At 65.1% G+C, this 17,355-nt stretch carries 18 protein-coding genes; 10 read left to right on the top strand and 8 right to left on the bottom strand.

What is annotated here, in order from left to right:
* Window positions 1-53 precede the first annotated feature (53 nt).
* The gene (locus DT603_RS01640) at window positions 54-1,475 is read left to right on the top strand and encodes a M20/M25/M40 family metallo-hydrolase (RefSeq protein WP_162348100.1); all 1,422 of its coding nucleotides are present in this window, start codon (window positions 54-56) and stop codon (window positions 1,473-1,475) included.
* A 136-nt stretch (window positions 1,476-1,611) separates the two neighbouring features.
* Window positions 1,612-2,385 (top strand): 3-oxoacyl-ACP reductase, encoded by a 774-nt coding sequence (locus DT603_RS01635; RefSeq protein WP_425500914.1) that lies wholly within the window; start codon window positions 1,612-1,614, stop codon window positions 2,383-2,385.
* Here DT603_RS01635 and DT603_RS16180 read toward each other — a convergent pair.
* The gene (locus DT603_RS16180; protein WP_281350868.1) at window positions 2,375-2,500 is read right to left on the bottom strand and encodes a hypothetical protein; all 126 of its coding nucleotides are present in this window, start codon (window positions 2,498-2,500) and stop codon (window positions 2,375-2,377) included. The genes DT603_RS01635 and DT603_RS16180 overlap by 11 nt on opposite strands.
* Window positions 2,501-2,950: 450 nt before the next feature.
* On the opposite strand from DT603_RS16180, the gene DT603_RS01630 reads away from it, so the two are divergent.
* The 3 genes from DT603_RS01630 to DT603_RS16275 all read left to right on the top strand — a co-directional run bounded on the left by DT603_RS01630 (window position 2,951) and on the right by DT603_RS16275 (window position 4,567).
* Window positions 2,951-3,277, top strand: a complete 327-nt coding sequence (locus DT603_RS01630) for a hypothetical protein (RefSeq protein ID WP_162348098.1) — start codon at window positions 2,951-2,953, stop codon at window positions 3,275-3,277.
* Between the two features lie 29 nt (window positions 3,278-3,306).
* Entirely contained in the window at window positions 3,307-3,564 is a 258-nt protein-coding gene (locus DT603_RS01625) for a hypothetical protein (RefSeq protein WP_162348097.1), read from the top strand.
* Between the two features lie 313 nt (window positions 3,565-3,877).
* Window positions 3,878-4,567, top strand: coding sequence for an REP-associated tyrosine transposase (locus DT603_RS16275; RefSeq protein ID WP_425500913.1), 690 nt, complete (start codon window positions 3,878-3,880; stop codon window positions 4,565-4,567).
* Here the strand turns inward: DT603_RS16275 and DT603_RS01615 are convergent.
* On the bottom strand, window positions 4,522-5,139 hold the full coding sequence (locus DT603_RS01615; protein WP_162348096.1) for a dihydrofolate reductase family protein: 618 nt from the start codon (window positions 5,137-5,139) through the stop codon (window positions 4,522-4,524). The two genes, DT603_RS16275 and DT603_RS01615, sit on opposite strands and share 46 nt — an antisense overlap.
* Before the next feature lie 294 nt (window positions 5,140-5,433).
* On the opposite strand from DT603_RS01615, the gene DT603_RS01610 reads away from it, so the two are divergent.
* Entirely contained in the window at window positions 5,434-7,425 is a 1,992-nt protein-coding gene (locus DT603_RS01610) for a serine hydrolase domain-containing protein (RefSeq protein WP_162348095.1), read from the top strand.
* A 218-nt stretch (window positions 7,426-7,643) separates the two neighbouring features.
* On the opposite strand, the gene trmY is transcribed toward DT603_RS01610, so the two are convergent.
* Complete coding sequence (gene trmY, locus DT603_RS01605; protein ID WP_162348094.1) at window positions 7,644-8,237, bottom strand: tRNA (pseudouridine(54)-N(1))-methyltransferase TrmY; 594 nt, start codon at window positions 8,235-8,237, stop codon at window positions 7,644-7,646.
* A gap of 216 nt (window positions 8,238-8,453) precedes the next feature.
* Window positions 8,454-8,702 carry a hypothetical protein gene (locus tag DT603_RS01600; RefSeq protein WP_162348093.1) on the bottom strand — a complete coding sequence of 83 codons (249 nt, stop codon included), beginning with the start codon at window positions 8,700-8,702 and terminating at the stop codon, window positions 8,454-8,456.
* A 62-nt stretch (window positions 8,703-8,764) separates the two neighbouring features.
* Between DT603_RS01600 and DT603_RS01595 the strand changes: the two genes are divergently transcribed.
* Both DT603_RS01595 and DT603_RS01590 read left to right on the top strand, forming a co-directional pair.
* A complete protein-coding gene (locus DT603_RS01595; protein ID WP_343037700.1) occupies window positions 8,765-9,094 on the top strand; it encodes a helix-turn-helix domain-containing protein in 330 nt (109 codons plus the stop codon).
* Window positions 9,091-9,330 (top strand): hypothetical protein, encoded by a 240-nt coding sequence (locus DT603_RS01590; RefSeq protein WP_162348091.1) that lies wholly within the window; start codon window positions 9,091-9,093, stop codon window positions 9,328-9,330. Before DT603_RS01595 ends, DT603_RS01590 begins: the two co-directional genes overlap by 4 nt.
* 98 nt (window positions 9,331-9,428) lie before the next feature.
* Here the strand turns inward: DT603_RS01590 and DT603_RS01585 are convergent, their stop codons facing one another.
* The 4 genes from DT603_RS01585 to DT603_RS01570 form a co-directional block, all read right to left on the bottom strand.
* On the bottom strand, window positions 9,429-9,914 hold the full coding sequence (locus DT603_RS01585) for a hypothetical protein (RefSeq protein ID WP_162348090.1): 486 nt from the start codon (window positions 9,912-9,914) through the stop codon (window positions 9,429-9,431).
* Between the two features lie 225 nt (window positions 9,915-10,139).
* Entirely contained in the window at window positions 10,140-11,381 is a 1,242-nt protein-coding gene (locus DT603_RS01580; protein WP_162348089.1) for an EAL domain-containing response regulator, read from the bottom strand.
* Window positions 11,382-11,424: 43 nt separating this feature from the next.
* Window positions 11,425-14,835 (bottom strand): PAS domain-containing hybrid sensor histidine kinase/response regulator, encoded by a 3,411-nt coding sequence (locus DT603_RS01575; protein WP_162348088.1) that lies wholly within the window; start codon window positions 14,833-14,835, stop codon window positions 11,425-11,427.
* 342 nt (window positions 14,836-15,177) lie between these two features.
* Window positions 15,178-16,200 (bottom strand): LysR family transcriptional regulator, encoded by a 1,023-nt coding sequence (locus DT603_RS01570; RefSeq protein WP_162348087.1) that lies wholly within the window; start codon window positions 16,198-16,200, stop codon window positions 15,178-15,180.
* A gap of 130 nt (window positions 16,201-16,330) precedes the next feature.
* Here DT603_RS01570 and DT603_RS01565 point away from each other — a divergent pair, with 130 nt between their 5' ends.
* Window positions 16,331-16,558, top strand: a complete 228-nt coding sequence (locus DT603_RS01565) for a hypothetical protein (protein ID WP_162348086.1) — start codon at window positions 16,331-16,333, stop codon at window positions 16,556-16,558.
* Complete coding sequence (locus DT603_RS01560) at window positions 16,555-17,328, top strand: SDR family oxidoreductase (RefSeq protein ID WP_162348085.1); 774 nt, start codon at window positions 16,555-16,557, stop codon at window positions 17,326-17,328. Before DT603_RS01565 ends, DT603_RS01560 begins: the two co-directional genes overlap by 4 nt.
* Window positions 17,329-17,355: the final 27 nt, after the last annotated feature.

Raw genomic sequence — 17,355 nt, 5'->3', positions numbered from 1 at the left:
GGCCGGGATCGTCGAATGCAGGCTGGTATTTCATTTCTTCAAAGGAAAGATCCATGAAATTACAAATGCTTGCATTGGCCATGGCAGCGCTGGTGGCGGGGCCGGGGATGGCACAGGTGCCGACCGGCAAGATGGGCGAACTGCGTCCCGACCAGCAACAGTTCTTCGCGCTCTACAAGGAACTGGTTGAAACCGACACCTCGGTCACCAGCGGTGACTGCACCAGGGCGGCCGCACAGATCGCAACGCGCCTCAAGGCGGCGGGGTTTGCCGACGACCAGATCACCCTGTTCTCCGTGCCCGAGCACCCGAAGGAGGGCGGCATTGTCGCCGTCTATCCGGGTACCTCGGCCACGCTCAAGCCGGTGTTGCTGCTGGCGCATATCGACGTGGTGGCGGCCAATCGCGCCGACTGGGTGCGCGACCCGTACAAGCTGATCGAGGAAAACGGCTACTACTACGCACGCGGCATCTCCGACGACAAGATGATGGCCGCGACCTGGGCCGACACCCTGGTGCGCTTCAAGCAGGACGGCTACAAGCCGGCCCGGACCGTCAAGATCGCGCTCACCTGCGGCGAGGAAACCGACACCGCGTTCAATGGCGCGCAGTACCTGGCCAACCACAAGCGCGACCTGATCGACGCGGCCTTCGCGCTCAACGAGGGTGGCGGCGGCGACACCGACGGCAAGGGCCACATCGTCGCGCAGTCGATCCAGGTCGGCGAGAAGATCTACCAGGACTACAGGCTGGTCGCGACCAATCCGGGTGGACACAGCTCGCAGCCCGTGCGTGACAACGCCATCTACGCCATGTCCGAGGCGCTGTTGAAGATCCGCGACCACGAGTTCCCGGCCGAATTCAGCGACACCACCCGCGTGTTCTTCGAGCGCGCCGGTGCCGCGCGCAAGGACCCGCTGGGGGCGGCGATGGTGGCGCTGGCCAAGGATCCGGGCGACGCCAGGGCGGCGGCGGTGGTCAACACCGACAAGGCCTTCCACTCCATGCTGCGCACCACCTGCGTGGGGACCATGATCGACGGCGGCCACGCGGTCAACGCGCTGCCGCAGCGAACCGGTGCGAACGTCAACTGCCGCATCTTCCCGGGCCATACGCCAGCGGAGATCAAGGACGCATTGGTCAAGGTCGTCGGCAATCCCGACATCTCCTTCGAGCTGGCACGCAAGGACAAGCCACTGGCCAAGTCGCCCGCGCTGGACCCGGCCCTCATCGGCCCGATGGAAAAGCTGAGCGCGACGTACTTCCCCGGCGTGCCGGTGATCCCGTCCATGTCCACTGGCGCCACCGATGGCCTGTATCTGTCGGCGGTGGGGATTCCCACCTATGGCGTGCCGGGCCCGTGGGGCGATCCCGATGGCAACGGAGTCCATGGGCTCGACGAACGCTTGGAAGTGCGCTCGGTCTATACCGGGCGCGACTACCTGTTCGACCTGGTCAAGGTGTTGGCGGAATAACGCGCGCAAGGCGGGCCACGAGCCCGGAGTAGCCCGGGTAAGCGAAGCGCACCCGGGGGTGCTCTGGCGCCATCCATCTTCCTCCGGCACGCGCATGCGCGCCCGCGGACCTGATTTGCCTTCAATGGAGAACCGGATGTCGAATGCGCTGGCGTTGAACGAACAGGTGGTACTGGTCACCGGAGGTGCGCGTGGGCTGGGCGCTGCGATCAGCCGTGCATTCCTGCGCGAGGGCGCGCGCGTAGTGGTCAATTACCGCAACAGCCGTGAGGCCGCACTCGCCATCGAGCAACAGGCGGCCGGACGCGCGCTTGCTGTACAGGCGGACGTGACCGACCCCGACGCGGTGGCTGCCATGGTCGCCACCGCGCAGGCCCACTTCGGCAGTGCGGTGACCACCGTGGTCAACAATGCGCTGGTCGATTTCGCATTCGATGGCGATGCACGCCCGCAGGGCGAGATCATCGCCTGGGAGCGCTTCGAGCGCCAGTTCGAAGGAAGCGTGCGCGCCGCACTCAACACCCTGAAGGCAGCCGTCCCCGGCATGCGCACCCAGGGCAACGGGCGGGTCATCAACATCGGGACCAACCTGGTGCAGAACCCGGTGGTGCCGTACCACGACTACACCGCTTCGAAAGCCGCGCTGATGTCGTTGACGCGCACCATGGCCGCCGACCTGGGGCCCGACGGCATCACCGTCAACATGGTCTCCGGCGGCCTGCTGCGGACCACCGACGCCAGCGCCGCCACGCCGGAAGCGGTCTTCGACCTGATTGCCCAGGCCACCCCGCTGCGGCGCGTGACCACGCCGGAAGAGTTCGCCGATGCGGTGTTGTTCTTCGCCTCACCCTGGGCCCGCGCGATCACCGGCCAGAACCTGGTGGTAGACGGGGGACTGGTCAAGGATTGATGCGGGCCGTGCCGATGCCGGCGTAACGACGCAGGCCGGGCAGGAACAGCGGCTTCAACAGCTGGTCAACCCGGGGCGCTTTGGACTGCAGGTTGACGAGCCTTGGGCTCGCCATTGCCTGTTAACGCCAGTTGCGTTGGCATCACGCTGCAGCTGTGCCGCGGCATTTCGGGAATTGCGAGCAGCCAGGAAAAACCCTTGGCCGCTCCGCCGGTTGGGCTGGCGGATGCAGCAGTAGGCGATGAGTCCCAGCACCACGCCTATCGGCCACGGCAACGAGGCGATCGCGTCCATGCCACTCCTGTTTCGTCGTGCATGTCGGTTTCCGCAATCGGGAAAGTGGACGCTTGCAAATGCGCGCATGCACACCGCGAAAACTCCCGCCTGCATGCGTACCACTTCAGCAGCTGTAGTGTTTTTGCCTCAAAAATGGGGCTTTTACGCATTCCGATGGCCGTTGGTCGGTCCCATGCACGCAGCAAGTAAATCAGAGCGGCACGTGCGCCAATTAGGAGTACAAGAGGCATAGCCGCTGCAATCAGGGCGGCGCCATTGGCCTCGCCAAATGTCGTATCCGCTGTTCTCAGAAGAGCGTGTCCATCGCCTGGCGCCGGGGATGGTGTTGGATATAGCCGCCGAACTCGTCTACTGGAAAAGCTGCTATCCGCATCGCAGGTTCTTCCATGCCCACCTGCCTTTCGATACTTACGTGCCTACTTTCAAGTTCGGCTACGACACCTACCTCATCCACCACCACGAGCAACTGCCGGAACTGGTGCCGATGTTGCGACGGCGCTACACCAGCCTGCACGAGCGCGACCAGCTGCAGTGGGCCGACGCCATGGCCATCGTAAGGGCCACCTGGAAACGGATGGGTGTCGCAACGGGCTGAGCGCCCGTCGCCTGCCGGAGGAAGCGGCCATGCCGAGTAGCACCGGATCCCAACTGGAACGCTCGCTGCAGAAGCTGGTGGACCTGCTTTGGGTGGAGTGCGTGAACTGTCCCGTGGCAGAGCGGCAAGCGATCTGGGATCGGGGCCTGCTTGCCATTCGCTCCACGGTCGGCGCTGCATTCCTGTGCGTGGAGATGCAGGATGCGCTCCAGGACGCGGGCTTCCGGCTGGGCATTTTCTATTTCAACGCACAGGCCGCAAGATTTTACGGCGCGGCGATGGGGTGATGCGTGCGGTTTGGGCGTCGCACGATGAGCGAGCCAATGTAGGGCGGGTCTTGGCCCGCCTTCCGTGGCGGCCCGCCATTCCGGGATCGCTCGCGCTGGATCCCTGTGCCTTGATGGAAAAGTCCAGCCAGGACGTGCGCTGCGTGGGCGGTACCGGTCAGCAATATTCCGATGGTGATGCGCGGCATTGGCCGATGGTGCGCAGACGGCGCAGGGAGGATCTTCCCTGCATGCCGAATTACCGAAGCGTGCGGGTGCCGGGAGGGACCTATGCCTTTACAGTCAACCGCTGGAACGCAGGCGCACACTGCTTGTGGATCACATTGGCTTGCTGCGCGAATCCTTCCGTGTCGCCCGCGCCGCAAGGCCTTGTTTCCTGTTGGCCTGGGTAGTCCTGCCCGACCACCTGCATTGCGTGTGGCGGCTGCCTGAAGGTGACGCCGACAACGGAGCCCGTTGGCGGCATATCAAGAGCTATTTTTCCCGCTCGATTGATTCAGGCGAACGCCTTTCGGAGCGACGCCAGGAGAAGTCCGAGCGCGGCATCTGGCAGCGCCGCTACTGGGAGCGCCTGATGCGCGATGAATCGCATCTGCGGCAGTGCGTGGACTACGTGCATGCCAATCCGCAAAAAAGCATGGCCATGTCGTCCGGGTGGCGGATTGGCCGCATTCCTCATTCCATCGCCATGTGGCAGCGGGGCTGCTTCCGGCCGACTGGGCAGGGGATTGCCGGAAGGCGGGTCAAGACCCGCCCTACGAGTCAAATAATCCGTTCCGTACGTCGCCATCGCGAACGTAGTCTATGGCTATCAAACAGGCCTTTGTCGCGGCCAGGCCAGATGGGATGGCGTAGGGCGGGTCTTGACCCGCCTTCTGCGGCGGCAAGCAATGCAGGGGTTTCGCGGGCGCTCCTACGCTTTGACGCGGGGTGCCGGAAGGCGGGTCAAGACCCGCCCTACGATTCGAATGATCCCGTTCGCACCTCGCCATCGCGGACGTAGCGGGTGATCAGCACGCCGGTGGAGGCGGTCCTGGATTCCTGCAGCCGGAATGCCGACGCCTGCGCGCGGTCATCGAACAGGCGTTTGCCGCGGCCCAGCAGGATGGGGTAGATGAGCAGGCGCAGTTCGTCGACCAGGTCGGTGGCCAGCAGCTGGTGCACCAGTTCGCTGCTGCCCTGGGTCAGCAGGTCGGCGCCTTCGCCACGCTTGAGTTCGCGCAGCGCGGCGCCGGGGTCGGCGCCCAGCGCATGGCTGTTGTGCCAGGCCAGCGTGTCCGGATGATGGGTAGCCACGTGCTTGGCCACGCCGTTGAACAGGTCGGCGATGTCCTGGTGCGGGGCACCCTTGGGCACGTGCGGCCAGTAGCCGGCGAAGATGTCGTAGGTGCGGCGACCCAGCAGCAGCTCGAAGGGGCGCTTGAACGCACCACCCATCGCGTCTTCGCTGTCGTCGGCATAGGGCCAAGCCCAGCCGCCATGGGCGAAGCCGCCACCGGTGTCCTCGTCGGGGCCGCCCGGTGCCTGGATCACGCCGTCGAGGCTGGTCATTGCGGCGACGATGAGTTTTCTCATTGAGGCTTCTCCTTGCGCTGGAGTGTGTGTTGCCCTGTCGACGTACGGGTGCGCGGGAAATCGACAGCGCAGTGCAACAATCCAGGCAGGTTCCGGCTTAGACGTAGCAGGCGCGCGACGCCAGCCGGCGTGGCCGATCATGCCGGTTGACCTGCGTCGAACTGCGCCTGTCCTGCAAACCAGCCATATGCCGGCGCAGTGCGTTGGGCCCGCGGCTGGCCTGTGACGCCCAGCACTTGCGTACCTGGCAGGAGTTCTGCGCATCCTGCGCCGTCCTTCCACTGGAGATTCCGCATGCGTCCCTCCGTCCATCCGCTGGTGCTGGCCCTGCTGCTCGCTTCACCCTTCGCCGTCTTGCCTGCCCATGCCGCCGGAGAGGCAGCAGCAGCGCCTGCCGACGCCGCGGCCGACACGCCTTCGAAGACGCCGCGTGGCACCACCTTCATCCTGCCCGGTGGCTGGACCCAGCGCGTGCAGGGCAACGCGGTGCTGGTGATGCCGCCCGAGGCCGATGGCTCGCGCGTGGCCATCGTCGATGCGAAGGCAGCCACGGCCGACGCGGCGGTGGCCGAGGCCTGGACCGTGCTGGGCATGACCCCGAAATTCCTGGTGGCCAGCGATGCCGCGCCCAAGGATGGCTGGGACGCACGCCGCTTCTACGATTACGACGTGGCCGCCAACGACAAGCGCGCAGTCGGCGCGCGCGCCCTGCGCAAGGGCAAGGAATGGACCGCGATGGTGATCGACGTGGACCAGGCCATTGCCGAGAAGCGTGGCTCGCAGTTCGGCAAGCTGTCGCAGCGCCTGCAGCCGGGCGGTTATACGCGCGAAAGCTTCGCCGGTCGCACTGCGCACAAGCTTGACCAGGCCCGCCTGCAGCAGGTTGCCGCTTTCGTCGAAGAGATGCGCGAGGAGTTCGAGGTGCCGGGCGTGGCCATCGGCATCGTCCAGGACGGCAAGGTGGTGATGTCGCAGGGCTTCGGCGTGCGTGAGCTGGGCAAGCCCGACAAGGTCGAAGGCGACACCCGCTTCATGATCGCCTCCAACACCAAGGCGCTGACCACGCTGATGCTGGCCAAGCTGGTGGACGCCGGCAAACTGGACTGGAGCGCGCCGGCGGCAAGCGTCTATCCGGCATTCAAGCTGGGCGATGCGGCCACCACCGGGAAGGTGCTGGTCAAGCATCTGGTCTGCGCCTGCACAGGCGTGCCGCGCCAGGATTTCGAATGGCTGTTCGAGGGCGAGAAGCAGACGCCGGCGACGGTGATGGCCACGCTGGGCACCATGCAACCGACCAGCGGCTTCGGCGAACTGTTCCAGTACTCCAACCCGATGGCGGCCGCTGCCGGCTTCATTGGCGGCCAGGTGGCCTATCCGGGCACCGAGCTGGGCGCCGGCTACGACCGGGCCATGCAGGCGCTGGTGTTCGATCCACTGGGCATGCGCAACACCACGTTCGACTATGCAAAAGCGCAGACCGGCGACTATGCCGCGCCGCACGGCTATGACATCGACCACAAGGTCGAAGTGATGGGCATGGGCCTGAACGACACCATCGTTTCATCGCGTCCGGCCGGCGCGGCCTGGAGTTCGGTCAACGACCTGCTGAAATACGTGCAGATGGAGATCGACCACGGCCTGTTGCCCGACGGCAGCCGCTACATCGGCGAGGCCGCGCTGCTGCAGCGCCGCGAGCCGCAGATCGCGACCGGCGTGGACCGCCAGTACGCGATGGCCCTGGCGGTCGACAAGAGCGATGGCGTCACCGTGGTCGACCACGGCGGCGACATGGGCGGTTTCCATTCCAACATGATGTGGTGGCCCGAGCAGAAGGTCGGCGCGGTGATCCTGACCAACGCCGATGAAGGCGTGAACCTGCGCGGTCCGCTGAAGCGCCGGCTCATGGAACTGATGTTCGACGGCGAGGCGCAGGCCGAGGCCACCGCGAAGGCCGCTTCCAAGGCCAATCGCGAAGGCTTCGATGCCTTCCGCAAGCTGCTGCAGGTGCCGGGCGACAAGCAGGCGCTGGCCGGGCTGGCCTCGCGTTACCACAACGATGCGCTGGGCGAATTGCTGGTGACGCGCAAGGACGACAAGGTGTCCTTCGATGTCGGCGCCTTCAGTTCGGAAGTGGCGACCATGCCGCAACCCGACGGCAGCCTGGGCTTCGTCACCATCGACCCGGTGGCGCTGGGCTTCCTGTTCGTCCGCGCCGACAAGGACGGCACGCGCAAGCTGGTCGTGCGCGATGGCCAGCACGAGTATCTGTTCGATGAGGTGAAGTAACGCGGCGCAGGAGATAAGCAGGCAGCCTGGGCGGAGAGCCAGGCTGTTTCCAGCAGCGAAGCTGGTCAACCCGGGTCCAGCAAGTGCGCAGGACAGGTCTTGACCCGCCTTGCGTGCATGCGCGTAATCGGTGACCAGTGCGCCTGAGCGCCTTTGGCTTTGCCGGTTGCTGCCGGAAGCGGGTCAAGACCCGCTCTGCGGAATCCAAGCGCCCCGTGTCAGCGCTGGTCCAGCGCGTGATGGATCAACACCACGCATTGCGAGGCGAACAGCATCGTCGGTCCCAGGGTGATCTTCTTCGCGCCCATGCGTTCCAGGCTGGGGACGATTTTCTTCGGCATGGGGATGTGGTCGGTGAGCAGGAAGCAGGGATTGCCTGCGAACGCCTGCTCGCCGATCGGCGTGCCCTTGGGATCCATCAGGAACAGCGGGTGGTCCTCGGCCAGCGTCTGCACCAGTCGCTCGAAGGCCACGGTCTGCACGGTTACGCCCGATTCCACCGGGCGCGTTTCCTCCTTGCCCATGCCGCGCGAGGCGTCCAGCGCCTTGGCGACCTTGCCCAGCAACGCGCGCTCGTCGAAGCCGCCGATCTCATGCATGGCGTTGACCTCGAAACGGATCGTGCGCGAGAAATCCTGCGTGCTTTCCAGTACCAGGTAGACGATCACGTCGGGGCGATGCGACTGGGCGACGAAGATCGCGTTCATCAGCGTATGCGCCAGGATTTCCGAGTGGGCATCGTGGCCGATTGACGCCAGCAGTTTGTGGCTCTCGGTAGGGGCCGCCCGTGCCCTGAGTACGAAGGTTCGCATGCGTGGTGATCGTTCCATGTTGGCTCGCGACACGGGGCGTGGCGCCCGCGCATTGTCCATGCAAAGACGGTGGCTGGCACGCCCCGGAAAACGGGAGTGCCTGAATAGCCCAGGTGGTGAAGGCTCATGGCCCCTTGCAGGCGATACGCTGCCGGCAGCCAGGCCAATGGCAGCCACGGGCCGGATGCCTTGCGGCGCCCTTATTCTTCAGCAGGCTCACATTGACGCGGGTTGTTCGCGCAATTCACCTGATTCAAGCAGATCCAGTTGCCGCCATGTGTGGTTGCTGGCCTGTATGCGCACGCCGGTCAGGATGCCGCTGTCTGCGAATTTCAGTCTTGCCGCCGTTGCAGCGGCAAGGCATGCGAGTTGCTGCGTTTCATGCAATTGCAGGTCGAATTGCCCCGATGAACGCACTTCCCAGTTCGGGCCATTTGCCATTACGTAGTAGTAAAAGCGTTCCATGAACCGCTTTATGACCCACTGACCGGAGGTAGGGAATCCCACTACGAAGTGCGTATAGTCTGGTGACACCTTTTCAGGATGGGCATGATTCGGACGGTCAAGGTTTCCGAACCCGCGAATTGCACACAAAACCGAATGCGTCACTCATCTTTTCGCAACGCCTGAAGCAGGCACGCGAAATGCGTGGATTGTCTCAGCGACAGCTCGGCGGGCTTCTCGGCCTGGGCAAGGCCACCGGTGGCGTACGCGTCAACCGCTACGAACAGCAGACTTCCAAGAGCGATATACAGACCGCCGCCGACCTGGCGACGGTGCTCCAGGTGCCACTGGCCTACCTGTTCGCCGACACCGAGGAACTCGCGGCGCATATCCTGGATTTCACCCAGACGTGACCGATTTCCGGTGGCTGGCCGGCCTGGAGGCTGGTTATTGGACCACCGGGTTGGGCGACAGGCGATGCTGCAGCATGACCCTGGCCGAGTTCGCCAGCCGCAGCGATTGCACGCCCGAATCTGTAATCGGTGAATTCCGCAACTGGGCGTTCGCGCAGCAATCGCAACGCTATGCAGTGGTGTGGACCAACGCCAACGATCCCGATGACCTGGTGTTGATAGTCGCGGCGGAGTGAAGCCTGGCCGACGCGGCAGCCATGCTGGCGAGCGGCTTGTGTCGCCGTGGCACTGTTGCCTGTTGCGTGTTGCCTGTTGCCTGTTGCCTGTTGCCCGCTCAGTCGATCCGATACACGCGTGCCTTCGGCAGGTCTTCGTCGACCTGCAGGAACCAGCGGCCCGCGATGCCCGGCACGACCACGATCTCGGGCGATTCGAATGGCTTGCGCAATGTCATGCTGCCTTTGAGCACCTTCCACACCTGGCCGTTTTCGAGGGCGAACTCGGTACCCGGTTGCCATCCGCTGACGGGGCCTTTGACCCGGCTGCGCACGGGCTGGTCGTTGTAGCCGACCAGGGACGAGGCGCCGCGGCCCGACGCGTATTCCTGGCGGGGCGGTCCATTGCCTGTTTCCGGCGCATCGGCTGCCTGCCCGCGCAACAGCTGGTTCAACAACGCGAGCTGCGCTGGCGACAGGTTGTCCAGGCCGGTGGCATGCAGCTGCGCGGCGCTGAGGCGTTGTTCCAGGTCCACGTAGTCCTGCGCTTCAGCCAGCAACGGGGCAGGGCACAGCAGCAGGCATAACAGCAGTTTCTTGAGCATGGTTGTTCTCCCGGGCGGCGGTGCAACGCGAGTGCCGCGTGACCGTCGCAAGACCAGCATGCTGCAGGCGTATGTCATTCCCGTGTCAGACGGGCTTCACGCAATACGCGGGCTGACCGGAGCAGGCGCGGCCCGCCCGCATTCGGCGGTCATGCGCGCGCGAGGCGCTTGCGCATGCCGCCAGCATCGTGCAGCCGGCTGCAGGGCGCGTCCCAGCCGCTTCGCTTAAAGGCGGGGTGACGCCGAAGCCTGCCAGCCCACGGCCCTGAACTCGGGGCGCAATGGATCCCAGGAAGAGGCCCATTCGTCGATCGCCTCGCCCGGCAGCGCCGGCGAGAACAGGTAGCCCTGGCCGGCATCGCAACCGAAACCCTGGACCAGCCGCAGTTCCTCCACGCTTTCGATGCCTTCGGCCACCGTGCGAACCTTCAGCTCCGAAGCCATTTTCAGGTTGGCTTCCAGCATCGTGGCCAGGCGCGGATTGCTGGAAGCGCCGGTGACGAAGCTGCGGTCGATCTTGAGTTCGCTGAAAGGGAAATCGCGCAGGGTGGCCAGCGAGGAATAACCGGTGCCGAAGTCGTCCACCGACAGGCCGACCTTCTTCAGGCGCAGGCGGCTGGCCGTTTCCAGCTGCACGCTGGACTGGGTGAATACTTCGTTCTCGGTCACTTCCAGGGTCAGCCGGTCGAGGGGCGCGCCCAGTTCCTGGGCCAGGTCCCTGACCCGGTCGGGGAAGCCGGCGTCGGAAAATATGCGCGCGGCCACGTTCACCGAAACGCTCCACGGCCGGCCATCCGCCGCCCAGCGCGCGAGCTGGAGCAGGGCCTGGTGCAGGACCTGCCCGGTGAAGCGTTCGATCTCAACCGCCGTGGCGAGCTCCGCAGGCAGGTTGGCCGGCGACACCAGGCCGAACTCCTCGTCGGTCCAGCGGGCCAGTGCCTCGAAGCCCAGCACCTGGCCGGTTCGCAACGAAACCTGCGGCTGGTACCAGGCTTCCACCTCACCAGCGGGCAGGTGGTCCAGTACCGCGTCATGCAGGGTGCGCCGTGGCACGGGCGCGGCCTGCACCTGCTCGACATCGTCTATCGAAGCCAGCACGGCCTGCAGCGCATCGGGGAAGATCGGCTTGTTCAGGGCGCCAATCACCGTGAGCCCGCGTGAAATGGCCAGGTCGCGTACGGCGCTGAGGATCTTGTCGTCTTCGCCGGTCAGCAATACCAGCCTGCCGGTATACCCGGCTTCGGCCAGGTGGCCGACGAACTCCACGCCGTCCATGCCCGGCATTTGCAGGTCGCAGAAGATCAGCTGGAACTGGCCGGGCTGGTCGTACAGGTGTTCCAGGGCAATCGCCGCGTCGGCGAAGGTCTCGATATCGGTGAAGCCCTTGGCCCGCAGGCCGAAGTTGCGCAGCTGTATGGGCAATATGCGCAGCATCACCTGGTCGTCATCCAGCACCATGATCTTCATGATGGTTTTCCTTCAATAGGGTGGATCGGTGGGGTGGAAGCCATCAAGGGCTCCCGGTCAGGATTTCTATTTCGGCAAGCAGCGGATCGACGTCCTTCAGGAACAGCACGACCAGGTCCTGGGCCAGGTGCCCGTCCGACATCAGGCCGGCCTTTTCCAGCTCGGCACACAATTCGCCGAACTGGACCGCGCCGACCGCGCGCGAAGACGACTTGACCCGATGGGCGATGCTGGCCAGCGCCGCGATGTCGCCACGCAGGCTGCAGGATTGCAGCTCGAACGTGGCCTGGTGCAGCGACCGCTGGTAGGCGTCCAGCACTTCGCGATGCACTTCCGGGTCGTTGCCCACCAGTTCGCGCAGCACGTCCAGGTCGAGGATGCCGTGCCCGGCGCCGTCGTCTTCCGGCGCGGGAGCTTCCTGGACGGCCGCCGGAGACATGCCCATGCCGGCTTCTATGGCCTGTGCCAGCGCGGCCAGGGTAGCGGGCTTGACCAGGTAGTCGTCGATATCCGGGTGCATGGCGTTATGGTCGGCCCTGATCGCATTGGCGGTCAGCATGACGATGGGCATGCGCTGGCCGGGACTTTCGCGCCGGCGTATTTCCGAGGCCAGCGAGAACCCGTCCCGATGCGGCATGTGCAGGTCGGTGAGCAGCAGCGAATAGCGCCCCTCGCTCCAGCGCGACAGGGCTTCCTCGCCATCGCCGGTGACTTCGGCCCGGTAGCCCAGCAATTCCAGCTGGTGCAGGATGACTTTCTGGTTGGTCAGGTCGTCTTCGGCGATCAGGATCGGAAGCGTGGCCATGCGTTCGCTGGCCGCCGCACTCCTGGCAGCGGGCCGCAACCTGGGTTCGTCGGACTCGAAGGCTTCGGTGGCCGGATCGATGTCCGCACCCGAAGCGATAGCGGCGGCCTGCAGCAGGGGATGCCGCCGCAGGCTGGCGGCATCCAGCACCACCAGCTTGTCGCTCAGCTTGCGGATCCTCTGGCGGGTCCCGCGAACGATGACCAGGCGGCTATAGACTTCCGCCGAGGCCAGCGTCGACAGCGCCGCCATGCTGTTGCGGGCGCGGAATTCCGAGCCATACACCAGCACCTGCGACCTTGCCGGGTCGTGGAAAGCGAGTGAATCCTGCACGCTGCGAACCCGCAGCACGCTGGCGCCGGCATGGCTCAGGTAGGCGGCGATGTCGCGCGCTTCGTAATGGGGGTCATCGACCACAAGGTACTGTATTCCGTCCAGCCGCAGCGGTTCGGGTTCTGCCTGCGCCGTGCAGGGCTCGACCGGCAGGCGGGCACGGAACGTGGATCCTTTGCCCAGTTCGCTTTCGGCCAGGATCGAGCCGCCCATCAGGTCGACCAGCTGCTTGCAGATGGCCAGGCCCAGGCCGGTGCCGCCGAACCTGCGCGTGGTGGAGGCTTCGGCCTGGGTGAATACATGGAAGAGGCGGTCCATGTTCTCTTCGGATATGCCGATGCCGTTGTCTTCCACGGTGACGACGATGCAGTGGGCATCGGCCGGGTCCGGCTCGATCGAGAAGCGGACCTTGCCGCGCTGGTTGCGGCCGCCACTGAACTTGATGGCATTGCCAAGCAGGTTGAAGAACACCTGCCGTAGCCGCAGCGGGTCGGCCATGACGTGGGCAGGCAGCAGAGGCGAGACGAAGACGTTGACGGTTACGGTCTTTGCATGTGCTTCGCCGTTGAGCGTCTGGCAGACCGAGTCAGCCAATGCCTCCAGCGAGGTCGACTGTTTTTCGATCTCCAGGCGCCCGGCCTCGATCTTCGAGAAATCCAGGATGTCGTCGATCAGGCGGAGCAGGTTGTTGGCCGAATCGTGGATGGTCTTCAGCGCCTCGCTCTGGCGGCTTCCCAGCTCGCTCTGGGCAAGCACCTCGACCATGCCCAGCACGCCATTCATGGGTGTGCGGATCTCGTGGCTCATCGACGCCAGGAATGCGGACTTGGCGCGGTTGGCCGACTCGGCTTCCAGCGTCGCTTTCTCCAGTTCGGCGGTGCGGCGCCCCACGCTGCTTTCCAGGCGCTCGTTGAGGCGCCTGAGCTCGCCTTCCGCGTTCTTCTGGTCGGTGATGTCGAAGGCCACGCCCTGCATCGAGCCGGCGTGCTCCTGGTCGGTGGGGAACATGCGGCCAAGCACCGAGAGCCAGCGGATTTCCCCTGCCTCCGTGCGCACGCGCAGGTCCACGCGGAATTCCTGTTCGCGCTCCAGCACGTTGCGGAAGGTGATGTCCTTGTGGTTCCGCTCTTCCTCGTTGAGCAGCAGCAGGAAGCTGGAATAGTCGATGCTGCCCACGCTGGTGGCGCCGAACATGCGGGCGCATTCGTCGGACCAGAAGATCCTGCCCAGCGCCTTGTCCCAGCTCCAGGTGCCCAGTCCCGAGGCGCGGATGGCCAGGCGCAGGCTCTGCTCGCTGTGCTCAAGGGCCAGCTGGGCGGCGCGACGATCGGTGACATCGCGGAAATAGACGGTCAGCCCGTCCTCGGCCGGGAAGGCGCGCACTTCGAACCAGCGTTCCAGCGGCGCGTAATGCGCGACGAACTCCACCGGCAAGCCCGTCTGCATCGCCCGCCGGTAGCTTTCCTTGAATACGGTGCCGGCTGCATTCGGGAAGGCGTCCCAGATATTGCGGCCGATCAATTCATGGCGGCGCTTCTGCAGGAGCTTCTCCGCCTGCGCATTGACGTATGAAAACGCCAGCGACGCGTCCAGGGCGAAGAAGGCGTCGGTGACGCTCTCCAGCGTGCGCACCAGGCGCGCCGCGACCCGGGCGGTCTGCGCTTCGGCCTGATGGCCGGCGGTCGTGTCCAGGAATGCGCCGTGCACGCGAACCACGTGTCCGGCTTCAGAGCGTTCGGCCAGGCCATGGCAGCGCAGGCGGATGCGCTCGCCCTGCGTGGAGATGACTTCGAATTCCTCATCCAGCGGCCTGCCGTCGCCGATGCAGGCGGCCAATTGCGTGGACAGCGCGTCGCGCCACTCGGGGGCGCAGAAAGCAAGGGCCTGGTCCAGGCTGAAATGGGTTGCACCGGCAGTGTCCGGCATCGTTCCTGCGTTGCCGGACCAGGAGATCGACGCGCCGGCCACGTCGTATTGCCAGGTGCCGAAGCGCGCGCCGGCGCCGGAAAAGACGCCAGGTCGGTCGATCTCGCCCGCACCGGATTCGAGTCCCGTGCGGGCCTTGGCATCTTCATGGGTGATGAGGAAGTACGCATCGCCGCCACGAAGACGGGCGGCCGTGGCCGTGAACCCGCCACCTTCGTTGCCGGCGTGCGCTGCATAGACGATCCGGACGTCTCCAGCCTCGCGCAGGAGCAGGCTTTTGAACCCGCGCAGGAAGCGGGCGGCTTCCGTTACTCCTTCGGCGGCCGCGACCTGGCAGGCCTCGAGGTAGTTGGCGCTGCGGGCGATGCGCTGCTCAAGGCCGCTACCCATGCGGCCGCGCGCGTCCCACGCACTGTTCGACCGGATTACCGAGCCGATCGCGTCTACGATGCAAGCGCTGGCGGGAAACGCGTCAAAAGCCGCTCCGCCCAGGTCCCCTTGTTCCGGCATTCCAGTACGACGTCCGATCGAGTGTCCATCTTTGAAAAAGTGGACTGTGCGCAAGTCTAAGTCAGGCGCATTACCGCCACTGCGGGCAGCTCTCGAACTGTGACAGCATCAAGGTATTAAACGGGTTCCAATGCACCTTGTGCGCCCTCATGCCGCCGTCGGCGTGTGGGGCGTGGTGGGAGCGCGTCAATGCACGCTGCCCACCAGGCCGACAAGTCCGGCTCAGGGAATCGCGGCTTCCAGGATGCGCAGGCCGACGGCAGCGGTTGCTTCGGCATCGGCGTCCTCGGCAACCTGCGCACTGCGGAATTGCTCCTGCATGAGCGGGCAGTGCACGCTCATGTAATCGATCTCCAGGTTCAGCCGCTCCAACAGGAAATCCACGAACGCACGCACCTTCGGCGATTGCGTGTGGCCGCGCGGGAACACAGCGTTGAGTTCGTATTCACCACCGATCCAGCCGGCCAGCACGCGCTGCACGAGGCCCTTTTCCACGAATGGCTTGACCATCACGTCAGGGGCGATCACCACGCCTTCGCCGCACAGCAGCGCGCCCTTGAGTGCTGCGGGGTCATTGGCCACCAGGATCGGATTGACCGGGAACAACTGGTCGCTGACCCCGTCGTTCAAGCTCCACTGGTAGCTGTTGCCCTGGCGGTGCTTTGGCATCGCCAGGACCCGATGGTGTTGAAGGTCGCCCGGGTGCAGCGGCTCGCCGTGCTTGGCCACGTAGCTGGTGGCGGCATACACCTGCGTGCGCAGGGTGCCCAGGCGTCGAGCTACCAAGTTGGAGTCGGGCAGGTTGCCGATGCGCAGGGCAACGTCGATCTCACCGCCAATCAGATCCAGCGGCTCATTGCTGAGGATCATCTCAACGCGCACCTCGGGATAGCGCGCATGGAACTCGCCCAGCAACGGCGCGATCTTGTCGATGCCGATGGAGTAGGGCGCGGTGAACTTCAACCAGCCACGCGGGCCGGCATGCAACTGGCTGACCGCGCTTTCGGCTTCGGTCAATTCGCGCGAGATGCGCTGGCAATGTTCGTAGTACACGTTGCCCGCTTCGGTCAGCCCCAGCTTGCGGGTGGTGCGATGCAGGAGCTGGGCGCCCAGGCGGGTTTCCAGCTCCTGCACCTTGCGGCTGACCGTGGTCTTGGGAAGCCGCAGCGAATTGGCGGCAGCGATGAAGCTGCCGTGCTCGACCACCTTGACGAAGATGAGGGTGTCGTTGAGATCGTGGGTCATTGGGATGCTCCCGGGGTGTGGGGAAAGTATTGGACCGCTGGCGGGATTATTATTCCCCTAAATCCGGACTAATCAAGTCCTGATTGCAGGTCTATCTTGGCGTCACTTCCCGCCAGACCCGACTGAAGCCATGCTGTTTTCCCGACTCTTCCGCGCCCAGCCCGACCTGGAAATCAACGAACAGGTAACGCTTTCCGAGATGAAGGCACTGACTGATCGCTTGTCCGGCGTGGCTTTCCGCGAGTTTACCTCACCCCATCGCAGCCAGGCCGGTGGCGCCCTGCGCCTGGGCCGGAAGGGGCGCGGGACTATAGCGACTATCGGGATTATCCCGTCCGCGGGAGTAAAAGTCCCATGAGTGGGATATTGAATCCGGAAGTCCTGGTGCTGGGCGCGGCGGGAACCGTGGGGTCAGGCGTCGTCGGCGCGTTGCTCGAAGCCGGAAGTCCTGTGCTGGCCGTGGGTCGCGACGGCCCTCGCATGCAATCACTGGCGGCCCACTTTGCCGACGAGCCCGCGCTGGAAATTATGACCCCGGGCTGCATCAGCAACGACGAGGACGCCGCAAAACTGGTCGCGATCCTGCGCCAGCGCCAGCGGCCCCTGCGCGCGGTATTCGCCAGTCTTGCCACGCCGCTCGAGAGCGGCCGCCTGCTGGACAAGCCGACCGACTTCCTTCGCAACAAGCTCGAATACGACCTGCTGCCACACCTGGCCGCCGCCCGCCACCTGATTCCCCTGCTGGGCGAGCAGGAAGGCATGTCGCATTACGTGCTGATCGGCGGCCCGCACGCGGAATGCGGCTGGGCCGGCTACGGCCATGCTTCGATCACCGCCGCGGCGCTGCGCATGCTGACCAACGTGCTGCATGAGGAAGCGCAGGCCCTGGGCGTGCGCGTGCAGATGCTGGCGGTCGACAAGCCGCTGACCACCCCGGACAACGCGCGCAATGCGTGCGCCGAATGGCCCAGCGCCATGGCGGTGGGCCGGCATGCCGTTTCGCTGCTCACCCGCACCGAGCGCACCCGTGCGGTCGTGCCTTTCGATGCCGGCCGCGCCCTGACGCCGCCACGCGCGTTGTTTTCCGAATTCTCCTTCCCCTTGGCCACCCGCGAGACGAACTCATGAACATCCAATCCCTTATCGATAATCGCG

This window comes from Pseudoxanthomonas gei, from assembly GCF_010119615.1.
Lineage (GTDB): Bacteria > Pseudomonadota > Gammaproteobacteria > Xanthomonadales > Xanthomonadaceae > Pseudoxanthomonas_A > Pseudoxanthomonas_A gei.
The sequence above is the reverse complement of the archived record's forward strand: the minus strand, read 5'-3'. Positions and strand labels throughout refer to the sequence as shown.